Source organism: Klebsiella sp. K5-45, from assembly GCF_030128605.1.
GTDB lineage: Bacteria > Pseudomonadota > Gammaproteobacteria > Enterobacterales > Enterobacteriaceae > Klebsiella > Klebsiella quasipneumoniae.
Genome location: NZ_JAKUZW010000001.1, coordinates 106,347 through 119,946, shown reverse-complemented (window position 1 = coordinate 119,946; position 13,600 = coordinate 106,347). Strand labels below are relative to the sequence as shown.

The following is a 13,600-nucleotide window of genomic DNA, read 5'->3' as shown; positions in this document are numbered from 1 at the left end:
GGCTGGAAGAAGACCTTCAATCTGATGACGATGCTGTAGCAAAGTGAGCCTTTATGACTGACAAATCTGTTCCGTCCTCGGTGCTCGATCTGGCGCCGATCCCGCAAGGATCTTCTGCCAAAGAAGCCTTTACCCACTCTCTGGATCTCGCCCGGCTGGCCGAATCGCGCGGTTATCACCGCTACTGGCTGGCGGAGCACCACAATATGGTCGGCATTGCCAGCGCAGCGACCTCGGTGCTGATTGGCTATCTCGCCGCCAATACCACTACCCTGCATCTGGGTTCCGGTGGCGTGATGTTGCCCAACCATTCGCCGCTGGTGATCGCCGAGCAGTTCGGCACCCTGAACACCCTCTATCCCGGGCGTATCGACCTCGGCCTTGGCCGCGCGCCGGGCAGCGATCAGCCCACCATGCGCGCCCTGCGTCGCCATATGAGCGGCGATGTCGATAACTTCCCGCGCGACGTGGCGGAACTGGTGGACTGGTTTGACGCCCGCGATCCGAACCCGCACGTGCGCCCGGTTCCCGGCTACGGGGAGCGCATTCCGGTGTGGCTGCTGGGTTCAAGCCTCTACAGCGCCCAGCTGGCGGCGCAGCTCGGTTTGCCGTTCGCGTTCGCCTCGCACTTCGCGCCGGATATGCTGTTCCAGGCCCTGCACCTGTATCGCAGCAACTTTACGCCCTCCGCGCGGCTGGAAAAACCGTATGCCATGGTGTGCATCAATATCATCGCCGCCGACAGCAACCGCGATGCGGAGTTTCTCTTCACTTCCATGCAGCAGGCGTTTGTGAAGCTGCGTCGCGGCGAAACCGGACAGCTGCCGCCGCCGGTGGAAAATATGCATCAGCTATGGTCAGCGTCCGAGCAGTATGGCGTGCAGCAGGCGCTGCGCATGTCGCTGGTGGGTGATAAAACTAAAGTCCGCCACGGCTTAGAGTCGATTATGCGGGAAACCGAGGCGGACGAAATCATGGTCAATGGCCAGATCTTCGACCACCAGGCGCGGCTGCATTCTTTCGATTTAGCGATGCAGGTGAAAGAGGAATTGTTGGGATAGTGAGCTATGCGGCATTTTTGCCGCATTTCTTTTCGCCCGCTAAACCATTTTGTGATCGTCTTCATTCATATTTTCGCATAACCCCCGTCTTATTACGTTGAGCGTAATTACATTACCTCTGGCGTAATTGTCCCCCTCATTCAACGGTGTTAATTTTCCTCTGTTTTATTTTTCAACCCTGAATCTGGTAAAAGAGAATACCCATGAGCCAACCAACTGCCCGTGCTATGTGGATCGGCGAGTGCTTATTAAAAGCGCTGTTAATGGAGGTCTCCGCCTGGCCTAAACCCGGCCTTGTTACACCCCATTCACAAGGGGCGCATAAAGATATGGATATCTGGTTATTTATTACCAGCACATCGGCTATTGCCCCCTGTTTTAGCGCCTGCGCCCATGCCGGGGAAAATCATCAGGGCTCACCAGGGGAACTCTTTACAACAATACGTGCCATTGGCATTCAATATGAAAATACGCTGTTGCGGGCAACACAGCAGGTTAATACTCAGCGCGGCATTCTTTTTTCCGGCGCGGTTCTGGCGACAGCGGCAGGATGGCTTTCCGGGCGCGGGAAAACCCTCTCTTATCACGCCTTAAGCCAGTGCGTCGCTGAACTCTGCCGCGATCTCTGCCGTCGGGATTTCTCCGTCCTGACCGAACGCCCGGCGCAAACCCACGGTGAGAAATTGTATGTCGGATTCGGCATTACCGGCGTGCGCGGCGAGGCAGAGCAAGGCTTCCCACTGGTTTGCCAGATTGGCTTACCCGCGCTGCATCAGGCGCTGGACAACGGGCTGGCCTGGCGGGAAGCGCTAATTCATACGCTGCTCACCCTAATGGCCCATTGCGATGACACAACCGTGCTGTTTCGCGGCGGCCAGCAGGCGCTGGCGGAAATGAAGCAATATGCCCGGCGTCTGATGACGCAGGGCGGAATGTTTAACCCTGCGATCGAGCAGGAACTGGCTGATTTTAATTCATGGTGCCTGGATAGGTGGGTCAGCCCTGGCGGTTCGGCCGATTTATTAGCGCTGTGTCTGGCGATGTATTTTCTTTGCCGCCAGCCGCAAGGAGATATGACATAAGGAAGAATATGAACATCTATTTTTATACTTTATTAACGTATGGCTTAACGATTGTAATTTCATTTGCGGTTGTCGGCATCATTGTTGGCGTCAACAAGATGATGAATAAATTAAATATCACCGACGATTAATTTACGAACTTTACCTTTGCCATCAGGAATATAGTTATGGATATCTTTGTTAAGCTCTTTTCGGGCATTGGCACTTTTTTTATAGAAGATCCGAAAATAGCCATTGCACGTTTTCTGCTCATTGTTCTCGGCTTTATATTGGCCTGGATGGGATTCCGCCGTAAGCTTGAACCGTTAATTATGGTGCCGATGGGCCTCGGTATGATCGCGGTTAACGCCGGGGTACTGTTTCTGGCGGGGGGACAAACCGGGACCTTAATTCTCGACCCGATGGTCAGCGAGCCTAACGAGCTGGTAAACCTGATGCAGGTAAACTTTCTGCAGCCGGTCTATAACTTCACCTTTAGCAATGGCCTCATCGCCTGTATCGTTTTCTTCGGCATTGGCGCAATGAGCGACATCAGCTTTATTCTGCTCCGTCCCTGGGCCAGCATTGTTGTCGCCCTGTTCGCCGAGGCGGGAACCTTCGCCGCGCTGCTGCTGGGTATTGAAGTATTCGGCCTGCCTGCCAACGAAGCCGCGTCGATTGCCACTATCGGCGGCGCAGATGGGCCGATGGTGCTCTTTGCCTCCCTTATCCTCGCACCGAATCTGTTCGTCCCCATCGCCATTATCGCTTATCTCTACCTGAGCCTGACCTATGCCGGTTATCCGTACCTGGTGCGCCTGCTGGTACCGAAAAAATACCGTGGCATGGAAGTTGAAATTGAATACCCCACCGTATCGAAGAAAGCGAAATTCATCTTTACCGTCTGCGCCTGCCTGCTGTTGTGCCTGCTGCTGCCGGTCGCCGCGCCGCTGATCCTCTCGTTCTTCCTCGGAATCGCGATTAAAGAAGCGGAGATCGAACCGTTCCAGAAATTACTGGAATCCACGCTGACCTATACCGTAACGCTGTTTCTCGGCCTGCTGCTGGGCACACTGTGCGAAGCGCAAACGATTCTCGACCCGAAAGTGGCCATCATCCTGATCCTTGGTATCGGCGCGCTGGCCATTTCCGCCGTCGGCGCTCTGCTGGGCGGCTGGTTTATCTGGTTTATCTCGAAGGGGCGTTATAACCCGGCTATCGGTATCGCGGGCGTCTCCTGCCTGCCGACGACGGCAAAAATCGCGCAGAAAGAGGTTAACCATGAGAACCCCTACGCCATCATTCTGCCGCTGGCAATGGGTGCGGGCGTGAGCGGTCTGATCGTCTCGGCTATCGCCACCGGGATCTTTATCTCCACGCTATTCCTGCTGAATTAATGGAGTCAACCCATGCTAAAAGAGCACAACTGGCATCAACTCAAGGACGATACGGTACAGCGCCTGAATCAGCTGGCCCCGTATTTCCGTGACGGCAAAATTATCGACGCCAAAGATACTGTCGCCGCGCTGGAAGCCGTTATTCGAAGCTTCGATCGCGTCAATATTGAGGGCAATAACCAGAAACAGGCGGATTTTCTCTCCGAATGCCTGTGCCAGCTTGATCCGCAAAAGATCTCCGGCCTGCATATGGTGCAGTCATCCGTACCGTTGTCCAGCCATCTGGATTTGTTTGAAAAGGGCATCGCTGAAAAGCTCGATTTCGCCTATGCCGGACCGCAGGATGGCCGTCTGGCGAAGCTGATCCAGGACGGTAAGATTAAGCTCGGGGCCATCCACACCTATCTGGAGCTGTTCAGCCGCTACTTTGTCGACCTCACGCCGCGCGTGTCGCTAATCACCGCCTTTGAAGCGGATAAAGACGGCAATCTCTACACCGGCTTTAACACCGAAGATACGCCTGTTATTGCCGAAGCCACCCATTTCCGCCAGGGGATTGTGATCGCGCAGGTCAACAAGATTGTCGATAAAGTGCCGCGCGTTGATATCCCCGGCGACTGGGTAAATGCGGTGATTGAAGCGCCGCGCCCGTTCTACGTCGAGCCGCTTTTTACCCGCGATCCAGGGCTTATTACCGACACCCATGTGCTGATGGCAATGATGGCGCTGAAAGGTATCTATGCCGAATACGGCGTTGAGCGCATTAACCACGGCATTGGCTTCTTCACCGCTGCCATTGAGCTGCTGCTGCCCACCTACGGCGAGGAGCTGGGGCTGAAAGGCAAGGTCTGTACCCATATGGTACTCAACCCGCATCCGACGCTGATCCCGGCGATCGAAAGCGGCTGGATCCAGTCGGTGCACTGCTTCGGCGGTGAACTGGGCATGGAGAAATATGTCGCCGAACGCCCGGACGTCTTTTATATCGGCCAGGACGGCACGCTTCGCTCCAATCGCGCCTTCGCCCAGGCTGCGGGTCACTACGCGCTCGATATGTTTATCGGCGGCACGCTGCAGATCGATAAGTACGGAAACAGCAGCACCGCCACCGCCAGCCGCGTTTCAGGCTTTGGCGGCGCGCCGAATATGGGCTGCGACGCCAAAGGCCGCCGTCATGCAACGCAATCCTGGCTGAAATGCGGCGAAGAGTTCAAGGCCACCCAACAGCAGCTGATTGGCGATATGCCGCGCGGCAAACGTCTGGTGGTGCAGATGCAGGAAACCTTCCGCGAGAAGCGCCAGCCCGCTTTCGTCGACAAGCTGGACGCCTGGGAACTGGCGGAAAAAGCCAACCTCGCCCTGCCGCCGGTCATGGTGTACGCCGATGACGTCACCCACGTACTGACCGAAGAGGGCATCGCCTATCTGCACCGCTGCGAAGGGCTGGAACAGCGCATGGCGGCCATTCGCGCCGTGGCGGGCTACACCGGCATTGGCCTTGCCGCCGATCCGGCACAGACCGCACAGCTGCGAGAGGCTGGCATTGTCAAAACGCCGGAAGATTTAGGCATTGATCGCCGCCGCGCCAACCGTCAGATGCTGGCGGCGAAAAGCATTCGCGATCTGGTTGACTGGTCTGGCGGACTCTATAACCCGCCCGCTCGATTCCGTAACTGGTAGGGGAAAAGGACATGGCTCTACATCAAATATCACATCATTTCAGCGGCACCCGCGAAAGAGCATCTCTGCCGCAAACCGTGCACTGCGGCGTGGTAGGCTCTGGCGATCTGGAGGTCCTGCTGGAGCCGAAAGCGCTGGCGGGCGGTATTGAAGTCACTATATCCACGCCGGTGACCGGTTTCGATCATATCTGGGAGATTGTGCTGAAACGGTTTCTGGAAAATGGACCGCTGGGCAACATGCAGGTCAGCATCAATGACAATAACGCCACGCCGGCGGTAGTGGCTTTACGAATTCAGCAAGCGTTACAGCAGGCTATGCCGGGAGAAACCCATCATGAATGATCTGCGTTTTCTGGAAGCCAGCGCCCGGGTTCGCGCCAGTTCGCTGGTGGATAAAGGCACCTTTACTGAACTGATCGGCCCGGCGGCCAAACGAACCAGCCCGCACCTGCCCGTGCTCAATGAGGCGGTTGAATTTGACGACGGTATCGTCACCGGTATCGGCCTGTTGGGCCAGCACCCGGCCATCGTCATCTCCCAGGAGGGGCGCTTTATCGGGGGGGCAGTGGGTGAAGTGGGCGGCGCCAAGATGGTCGGCGCGCTGATGCTGGCGGACGAACTGGCGGCGCAGACCACCGACCCTGCCCGCCGCCCGATCGTCCTCATCTCCTTTGAAACCGGCGGCGTGCGTCTGCATGAGGCTAACGCCGGACTGCTGGCCCACGCCGAGTGCATGGACATGCTGCAAACCCTGCGCGGTCGCGTACCGGTGGTGGCAATGATTGGCAGCAAGATCGGCTGCTTTGGCGGGATGGGGTTTGTCGCTGCCGCTACCGACGTCATCGTGATGAGCGAATCGGGCCGCCTGGGGCTGACCGGGCCTGAGGTCATCGAACAGGAGATGGGCCGCAGCGAGTTCGACGCTTCTGACCGCGCGCTGGTGTTCCGCACCACCGGCGGTAAGCACAAGTATATCGTCGGCGACTGCAACTATCTGATTGCCGACTCGCTGGCAGCCTTCCACCAGCAGGCCGCGCTGATTGCCGACCTGCCCTGGCCGCAGATTGAAGCCATGCGCCGCATCGGCAGCGAAGCAAAAGTACGCGCCCAGATGGCGCTCACGCAAAAAATCAGCGAGTCAGAGCCATCAGATGCGCGGGATGTCTGGGCGATGGCGGGCAATACCGCGCCCCAGTCTCTGGTGGATATGGATCTCGACACGTTCCTGAGCAACGTTAAACGCCTGCCGGTGGAGGAAGCATAATGGAAAATTTACTCGGCCAGGGCCGCGCCGCTATCGATTTGATTGTTGACGAAAACAGCTTCGAAGAGAACGCGCTGGCGGATCTCGAGCTGCCTTATGAGGATTACGGACCAGGGGCCGTCATCGGCAGCGCCCGCATTAGCGGTGAAGTCTGCACCGTTATTGCTAACGACGCCATGACCTTTAACCCGCGTTTTCCGGTGGTCTACGCCGGGGTTATCGGGCTGGAAGAGGGCTACAAAATGGCGCTGGCGGTCTATCGCACGCTGGCCATGGATAAAGACAAGCCCGTCGGCGAGAAACGTCCGCTGGTGCTGATCGTCGACACTCCCGGCAACGGGCCGGGCAAGCTGGAAGAGATCATCGGCATGAATAAAGCCACCGGTGCCTATCAGCTGGCGCTGGCTGAGGCGCGCCATGCCGGGCACCCGATTATCGCGATGGTTATCGGTCGCGCCATTAGCGGCGCGTTTCTCTGCCACGGTTTACAGGCCGATCATATCCTGAGCCTGACGTCGGAATTTGGCACCATGATCCACGTTATGCCGCTGAGCAGTATCGCGCGTATTACCCGCCAGGACGTGGAGCGTCTGAGCGAACTTTCCCGAACCAATCCGGTCTTCGCGGCCGGGCCGGAGTTCTTCTGGCAACTGGGCGGGGTGGAAGCGCTGATCCAGGCGATCCCGGAGATGAAAGGGACGATCGTTCGCCATATCGCAGAAGTGCGCCAGCAGAAACAGGCGGCTGGCGTGACGGCGACAGGTCCGCAGGGGCGTGGGATCGCAGGCGAAGCGCGCGGCGGCAGAAAAATGCGCAACGTGATTCTGGCGCAGATGCGCGAGGAGTATCGGGCGGTCGCGGCGCGGTATCAACCGGCCTGATTCTGGAGTTCGCGCTATGAACGATCCCATCGCCACACTCGAATGGCTGGTTGACGCCCAGCAGGGTATCCCCACGCTGACGGAGATGCCGCGCCGCACGCTGAGCGATAAAGGCATCGCTGGCCCCACGGCGGCTCACGTTATCGAGGAGATCCATACGCCGTTGAATCTGGCGCTGGTTACCTTTACCACCGGCAGCAGCGCATTTCAAAACATCGTCGGCGTAACGCAGAACGAACTGCCGTTGCGTATCGCGGCGGGTAGGCGTGTGCTGGCGGAATGCGGCGTAACCGCAGGGCAGCATATGGTGGTGACCTACGCGCCGCTGGTGAATGTGTTCACGCGTCAGGCGCTGGACGAGAGCGGTCTGCACTGGTCTTTTTTATCCCGCTCCTGCCGGGACGCGCTGCTGATTGCCCTGTGTCGCCAGCAGCCGGATGTGGTGGTGGGAGAGTCCTCATTTTTACGCGCCACGCTCGAACAGGCGCTAAAGATGAATCTGCAGGCGTATTTACCCAAAACGCTGACGCTGATTACCGCAGGCACGCCCCTTGATGAAGCGCTGGTTCCGCTGTGTGCTTCGCTGGGTTATGGACTGCATGATGTCTACGGTTGCCAGGAATTCGGCTGGCTGATCCTGGACGGCCTTCCGCTGCGGGAAGATATTTCGCTGGTCGCCGCGCCGCAGGGCGGTGACTGGCGGGAAGTTATCGTTGGCGGCCTGCCGACCGGCGACAGCTTTCCCGTGGCGACCAACGGCCATCTGTGTAATGCGCAGGGCAAAATCCAGACCTGGAAGCGTCAGCGCACCACGCCGGAATATGACATGGTGGTGATGGCGACTACCGCCAATCACCGGGAAATTATCGAGCGGACGGCACGGACGATTTTACGTATCAAGGGGCGTGTTTGCCGGGTCAGCGCGCAGTTACAAACCCAGGCCAGCGCCACCCATATCCGCCTTTACCCCGTTACGGTTCCAGGGGAGGAAGCGGCAAAAACCGCGCCGGTCGATATTATCGGTCCGCAGGCCACCGCGCAGTTTGACGCCCTGCTGGCGGCGCAGCGAGATCTTCAGCAACAGGCGAAAAACGATCCGGCATGGAGCAAGCAGCGATGAGTGCCTTGCAACGCCATACTCTGTGCTGGCTGGACAGCGCTGAGCTGCGGCTGATTGCGAGGCAGTTGAACGGCGCGTTTAGCGCCCTCCCCGCCTCATGGCGGGAAGAGGCGCGGGACTATCTGCTCTCCGGATATCTCCCCGGCATTGTGCGCAGAGGCATTCGTGATGAAGTGAGTATTTCCCTGGGATTTTGCTTTCCGCAGCGCTGGCAAGGGCAGCGTTTACGGCTGGCGACGGTGGCTTCATTACAGGCCGTCACGCGCGTGTCAACGCCGGAGCAAACGGCCACCCTGCCTGCCGTCAGCCGTACCAGCGCGACACGTGCCTTTAACGCCCTGCGCCAGGCCTGGCGCGGGCCGGAAACCGGGCTCGGCGTGTGGGGGTCGGTGGCGCTTGAGATGGCGACGCCCTGGCTATGGACGGACAGTCGCTCCGATTTAGATATCCGCATTACGCCCTGGCACGAAATGGCGTTAAGCGATTGTTACTCATTTCTGACTGATATTGCTCAGCAATATTCAGTGCGTATTGATGGGGAAATTAATTTACCCAACGGTTTTTCTATCAATATCCAGGAATGGTTTAGCGGGAGTCTGACCCTGCTGGCTAAAGGTGAGACCGATGTCGAATTAATGACGCGACATGATGTCGCCGGGTTAATAAAACATCTTTCAATGAAATATATTAAAGGAAATTAATATGTCTGAAGTTAAATCAAAAGTACCGGGTGTGGTCGATGAAGTTAAAGCTGCAGTGGGCGACAAAATTGAAAAAGGCCAGCCGGTTGTGATCCTGGAAGCCATGAAAATGAAAATGCCTGTCGCCTAGCCGGAGGCTGGCGTATTAAAGTCACTGGCGGTGAACGCAGGCGATCGCGTAAACCCAGGCATGGTCTTATTTGAAATTGCCGCTGAGTAGACCGTCACGTTTTTAATACTAAATAAATAGTGCGGCATTCCTTTGTGATATAACCATTATGCCTGAGTCATATCAGCGATAAACATTTCGCTGATATGACAGGCAGGGTGTGTACGTATAAATTGACTGTTGACTGTCCGCATCATAAAAACAGACTGTGCTAAAAGCCCTTGTCTTACTTTATTGTCATTTCCCGGTTCGGGTAGCCTCTTATGCTTTTAGTGTGGTTATAGAAAGAGAAACATCATGATTATTTACGGATTGATGTTAATGGGATTATGCATGTTCGCCGGGTTAATTGTCGGCGATCTTTTGGGCTTGCTGCTTGGAATTTCCGCCAATATCGGCGGCGTCGGCTTTGCCATGCTGTTTTTAGTCGTTATTTCCCAGAAGCTGACGGATAAGGGGCTGTTGTCTAAACCTGCCGAACAGGGGGTTGGATTCTGGAACGCGATGTATATCCCTATTGTTGTCGCCATGTCCGCGAACCAGAACGTTGTGGCCGCGCTCAAAGGAGGCCCGGTGGCGCTTATTGCCGGCCTTGGCGCAGTGGTGATTGGTTTTCTGCTGATTAAACCACTGAGCAAAATCGGCAACAAAAGCACGATGGCACGTTCAGCAGACTAACCGGTGGAGAGTATAAAGAATGGAACAATTCACAAAGATTCTTACCAGTAACTTCACCAGCAATGCCCTGGTCACCGCTTTTGTGGTGGTTGGTATTGTCTGCTGGGTTGCGGCCTGGCTTTCAACCCACGTCTTTCGCGGTAAAATTCACAGTTCGGCGATCGCCATTGCCGCGGGTCTGCTGCTGGCCTGGCTAGGCGGCGAACTCACCGGCGGCAAAAAAGGGCTTTCCGACATCACGCTTTTTAGCGGTATTGCGCTGATGGGCGGCGGCATGTTCCGTGATTTTGCCATTATCGCCACCGCCTTTGGCGTGAAGCTTGAGGAGCTGAAAAAAGCGGGCCTCGCGGGCGCGCTGGCGCTGGTCGTCTCTACCGTGCTCTCCTTCTACCTGGGAGCGATTGTTGCCTGGGCCTTCGGCTATACCGATGCGGTCAGCATGGCGACTATCGGCGGCGGCGCAGTGACCTTTATTGTCGGCCCGGTTACCGGCGCGGCGCTTGGCGCAAGCTCGGATGTTATCGCGCTCAGTATCGCTGCCGGAGTGATTAAATCTATCGCCATCATGATTGTTACGCCGCTGGTGGCCAAACCCGCCGGACTGAACTCTCCCGCTGCAGCCATTGTCTACGGCGGGCTAATGGGTTCCACCAGCGGCGTGGCGGCAGGGCTGGCGGCGACTGACCCGAAACTTGTCCCTTATGGCGCAATGACAGCCACCTTCTATACCGGCCTGGGCTGTCTGCTGGCACCCTCTGCGCTCTATCTCTCTTTATCCCCGTTCTTTTAACCGCATGCGCCTGTTGTTTTATGCAACAGGCGCCAGGGAGACTTATGGATTCATTTCAACGTATGAAGCCCGGGCAAATTGCGATGCAGGCCTCACTGTGCACGCAGGAGGAAGAGGAGATTTTTCGGCAAAAGTTACTGGCCGATAAACCCGAACACCGAATCGGCTTTGCGTTTATCAGCGGCACTCCTGACGAACTGCGAAACAAACTTCAGCGCTCCGTCATCGGCTGTGCGTTGAAGAATCAAATCATCCCCAGGCAGGAATCGGCCATTTTCACCTTATGCTCACTCAGCCGCCAGGCGCTGACCCACGCGTTAACGAATACTATCAGCGATGATCATATCCGCATGAAAATTGCCTTAGTCAGCACCCCCCGGTGGCTCGCCGTCGCCATGTACGGCGAAGCCCAGGTTTATCAGCGGATTACCCAGGAAATCATGGGGCTTTCTCTACATCGTTATTCTCCAGCATAAGCTGCCTGGCATACATACGGCATTCTGCGAGAAGAGATAGCAGTCCTGGATGATTTTCCTGGCTACGGGGAAAAACAAGCGATATCTCCTGCTCCATACGAAAGGCCTCCTGCAAAGGCAACAGGCGTATACCGCTACGAAAAAGCCCACGCATGCGCCCGGGAATAAGCGTGTAACCCACTCCGGCATTCACCATGCTCATTAACGAAAAAATATCATGCACCCGCAGCGCAATGTCAGGTTCAAAACCAGCGATACGAAACGCTTGCTGGAAACCTCTCCAGGTGGCGAACCCCTCACTCAGGGCGATAAACTTTTTACTCTGTAGCAGGGAGAGGTCAACGGGTACTGATAGAGTATCCGCATCCTGTACAGGAACCGCTAAATAAATGGAATCAGAAAATATCGTCCAGGTTTCAAATAAATGAGAATTATATTCATCGGGCGTTGAAATTAATGCTGCATCAATACTTCCTGCATTTAAAGCTTCTAATAAAACTTTATTATAATTCATAATAAATTCTATAGAAAGTTCCGGGCGACGATTTTTCAACCCCTGAACAATCTGCGGCGCCGTTTTCAGCACCAGTGAATAGAGCAGACCTAAGCGTAATGCCGGAGAGTGATATCCTGAAGCTTCTCGCGTCATGTAAACACAGCGTTCCATGGCATCCATCACTTCTTTGGCATGCTTTTGCATCACCCAGGCCGCGGGACATGGTTGTAAATTTCGGCCATTATGCGTAAACAGAGCACAGCGTAGATTATCTTCCAGAGAATGAATGGCGCGGTGTACACTGACCGGAGATATTTTCATATTCTCTGCTGCCTTAGAAATATTCATGGTTTCCATATATCCAAGGAAAATTTCCAGTTTACGCAAAGTGATGTCTTGCTCAGGCATATAAACATCCCCTTATTTAAAATGACCTTACCTGATAATAAGAGAATGCTGGGGAATATATATTGAGCCAGATCGGTAATTCTGGCTCAGGTAGATTAAAATTACTGGTAAACAGGCAGCAGATTAACGCTCGACAGAATGTGTACAACCGCATTGCCAAGGCCAAACAGTAGAATCAGCACAATCATCGGTGTTCCGCCCCATACGCGGAACTGTGGGCTGCCGAAGCGTTTACGCGAGGCGCGAGCCAGCAGCGCCGGTACAATCGCCGCCCAGATCGTCGCCGCCAGGCCGGCATAGCCGATGGCGTAGAGGAAGCCATCGGGTTTCACCAGCCCGCCCATCATCGGCGGAATAAAGGTCAGCAGCGCAGTTTTAAAGCGCCCCAGCGCGCTGTCGTCAAAACCAAACAGATCCGCCAGGTAGTCGAACAGCCCCAGCGTGACGCCAAGGAACGAGCTGGCGACGGCAAAGTTAGAGAACACCACCAGCAGCAGATCCAGGCTCCGGCTGTTCAGCACCCCGCTCAGGGCCTGCACCAGCACATCAATGTTGCCGCCCTTCTGCGCGATGTCGACAAACTGCGGACGCGGGATATTGCCCATCGTCACCAGCAGCCAGACCACGTACAGACCCAGCGCCAGCAGCGTACCGTAGGTTAAGCAGCGGATAATGGTGCGTGGATCTTTGCCGTAGTATTTCATCAGGCTCGGCACGTTGCCGTGGTAGCCAAACGAGGCCAGGCAGAACGGCAGCGTCATCAGCAGATATGGCGCATAGGAGGCGTTCTTTTCCGCAACGTTAAACAGCGTCGTCGGCTCGACGTGCCCCAGCAGACTGCCGAAGGTCAGGAAGAAAGTGATCACCTTGGCGCCGAGCACAACAGCCGTCATGCGGCTCACCGCCCTGGTGCTCATCCAGACGATAAATGCCACCAGCAGCGCAAAGCCAAAACCCGCCGCCCGCGCCGGCACCTTCAGCGACATCTCGCTAAACGTATGATGCAGTATCGAGCCGCTGGCTGAAATATAGGCGTAGGTCAGGATATACAGCACAAAGGCGATCGACACGCCGTTGACCAGGTTCCAGCCCTTTCCGAGCAGGTCTTTGGTAATGGTGTCGAAGCTGGAGCCGATCCGGTAGTTAAGGTTGGCCTCGAGGATCATCAGACCGGAGTGCAGCATGCAGAACCAGGTGAAAACCAGCGCCGCCAGCGACCAGAAAAACCACGCGCCGGACATCACCACCGGCAGCGAGAACATACCCGCGCCGATAATCGTGCCGCCGATGATCACCACGCCGCCAAACAGGGACGGACGGGTTGCCGTAGTGGTTAGTGTCGCCATTTACCGAAATCTCCAGTCAAAAATACTTTCCCACGATGGGTGCGAAGCACTGTACCAGTACACGAGTACA

15 protein-coding genes are annotated in these 13,600 nt (G+C 56.0%); 13 read left to right on the top strand and 2 right to left on the bottom strand.

Features of this window, described 5'->3' with window-relative positions:
- The first annotated feature begins 53 nt into the window (after positions 1–53).
- From MKS11_RS00615 to MKS11_RS00555, 13 genes are all read left to right on the top strand, one after another.
- The gene (locus MKS11_RS00615; RefSeq protein WP_284109346.1) at positions 54–1,061 is read left to right on the top strand and encodes a luciferase-like monooxygenase; all 1,008 of its coding nucleotides are present in this window, start codon (positions 54–56) and stop codon (positions 1,059–1,061) included.
- Positions 1,062–1,264: 203 nt separating this feature from the next.
- Positions 1,265–2,143, top strand: coding sequence for a triphosphoribosyl-dephospho-CoA synthase CitG (citG, locus tag MKS11_RS00610; RefSeq protein ID WP_043520976.1), 879 nt, complete (start codon positions 1,265–1,267; stop codon positions 2,141–2,143).
- Between the two features lie 167 nt (positions 2,144–2,310).
- Positions 2,311–3,519, top strand: coding sequence for a Na+-transporting malonate decarboxylase, carboxybiotin decarboxylase subunit (gene madB / locus MKS11_RS00605; protein WP_284109345.1), 1,209 nt, complete (start codon positions 2,311–2,313; stop codon positions 3,517–3,519).
- Positions 3,520–3,531: 12 nt separating this feature from the next.
- Positions 3,532–5,199: a malonate decarboxylase subunit alpha gene (mdcA, locus tag MKS11_RS00600; protein WP_064187867.1), complete on the top strand. Its 1,668-nt coding sequence runs from the start codon at positions 3,532–3,534 to the stop codon at positions 5,197–5,199.
- An 11-nt stretch (positions 5,200–5,210) separates the two neighbouring features.
- On the top strand, positions 5,211–5,543 hold the full coding sequence (gene mdcC, locus MKS11_RS00595) for a malonate decarboxylase acyl carrier protein (RefSeq protein WP_017899902.1): 333 nt from the start codon (positions 5,211–5,213) through the stop codon (positions 5,541–5,543).
- Entirely contained in the window at positions 5,536–6,465 is a 930-nt protein-coding gene (locus tag MKS11_RS00590) for a biotin-independent malonate decarboxylase subunit beta (RefSeq protein ID WP_017899903.1), read from the top strand. Before mdcC ends, MKS11_RS00590 begins: the two co-directional genes overlap by 8 nt.
- Positions 6,465–7,346, top strand: a complete 882-nt coding sequence (mdcE, locus tag MKS11_RS00585; protein ID WP_017899904.1) for a biotin-independent malonate decarboxylase subunit gamma — start codon at positions 6,465–6,467, stop codon at positions 7,344–7,346. Before MKS11_RS00590 ends, mdcE begins: the two co-directional genes overlap by 1 nt.
- Positions 7,347–7,362: 16 nt before the next feature.
- Positions 7,363–8,466: a hypothetical protein gene (locus tag MKS11_RS00580; RefSeq protein WP_048325837.1), complete on the top strand. Its 1,104-nt coding sequence runs from the start codon at positions 7,363–7,365 to the stop codon at positions 8,464–8,466.
- Positions 8,463–9,167: a malonate decarboxylase holo-[acyl-carrier-protein] synthase gene (gene mdcG / locus MKS11_RS00575; RefSeq protein WP_048325840.1), complete on the top strand. Its 705-nt coding sequence runs from the start codon at positions 8,463–8,465 to the stop codon at positions 9,165–9,167. The genes MKS11_RS00580 and mdcG overlap by 4 nt, the downstream gene beginning before the upstream one ends.
- A gap of 1 nt (position 9,168) precedes the next feature.
- Entirely contained in the window at positions 9,169–9,297 is a 129-nt protein-coding gene (locus MKS11_RS00570; protein WP_284109344.1) for a biotin/lipoyl-containing protein, read from the top strand.
- Between the two features lie 336 nt (positions 9,298–9,633).
- Positions 9,634–10,014, top strand: a complete 381-nt coding sequence (madL, locus tag MKS11_RS00565; RefSeq protein ID WP_025999210.1) for a malonate transporter subunit MadL — start codon at positions 9,634–9,636, stop codon at positions 10,012–10,014.
- Between the two features lie 19 nt (positions 10,015–10,033).
- Positions 10,034–10,804: a malonate transporter subunit MadM gene (gene madM, locus MKS11_RS00560; protein WP_017899909.1), complete on the top strand. Its 771-nt coding sequence runs from the start codon at positions 10,034–10,036 to the stop codon at positions 10,802–10,804.
- A gap of 44 nt (positions 10,805–10,848) precedes the next feature.
- Positions 10,849–11,280 (top strand): HutP family protein, encoded by a 432-nt coding sequence (locus MKS11_RS00555; RefSeq protein ID WP_048325843.1) that lies wholly within the window; start codon positions 10,849–10,851, stop codon positions 11,278–11,280.
- Here the strand turns inward: MKS11_RS00555 and MKS11_RS00550 are convergent.
- Together MKS11_RS00550 and mtr are read right to left on the bottom strand one after the other, a co-directional pair.
- Entirely contained in the window at positions 11,243–12,184 is a 942-nt protein-coding gene (locus MKS11_RS00550) for a LysR family transcriptional regulator (RefSeq protein WP_087770961.1), read from the bottom strand. The two genes, MKS11_RS00555 and MKS11_RS00550, sit on opposite strands and share 38 nt — an antisense overlap.
- Positions 12,185–12,285: 101 nt before the next feature.
- The gene (mtr, locus tag MKS11_RS00545) at positions 12,286–13,530 is read right to left on the bottom strand and encodes a tryptophan permease (protein ID WP_080847432.1); all 1,245 of its coding nucleotides are present in this window, start codon (positions 13,528–13,530) and stop codon (positions 12,286–12,288) included.
- Between the last annotated feature and the right edge of the window lie 70 nt (positions 13,531–13,600).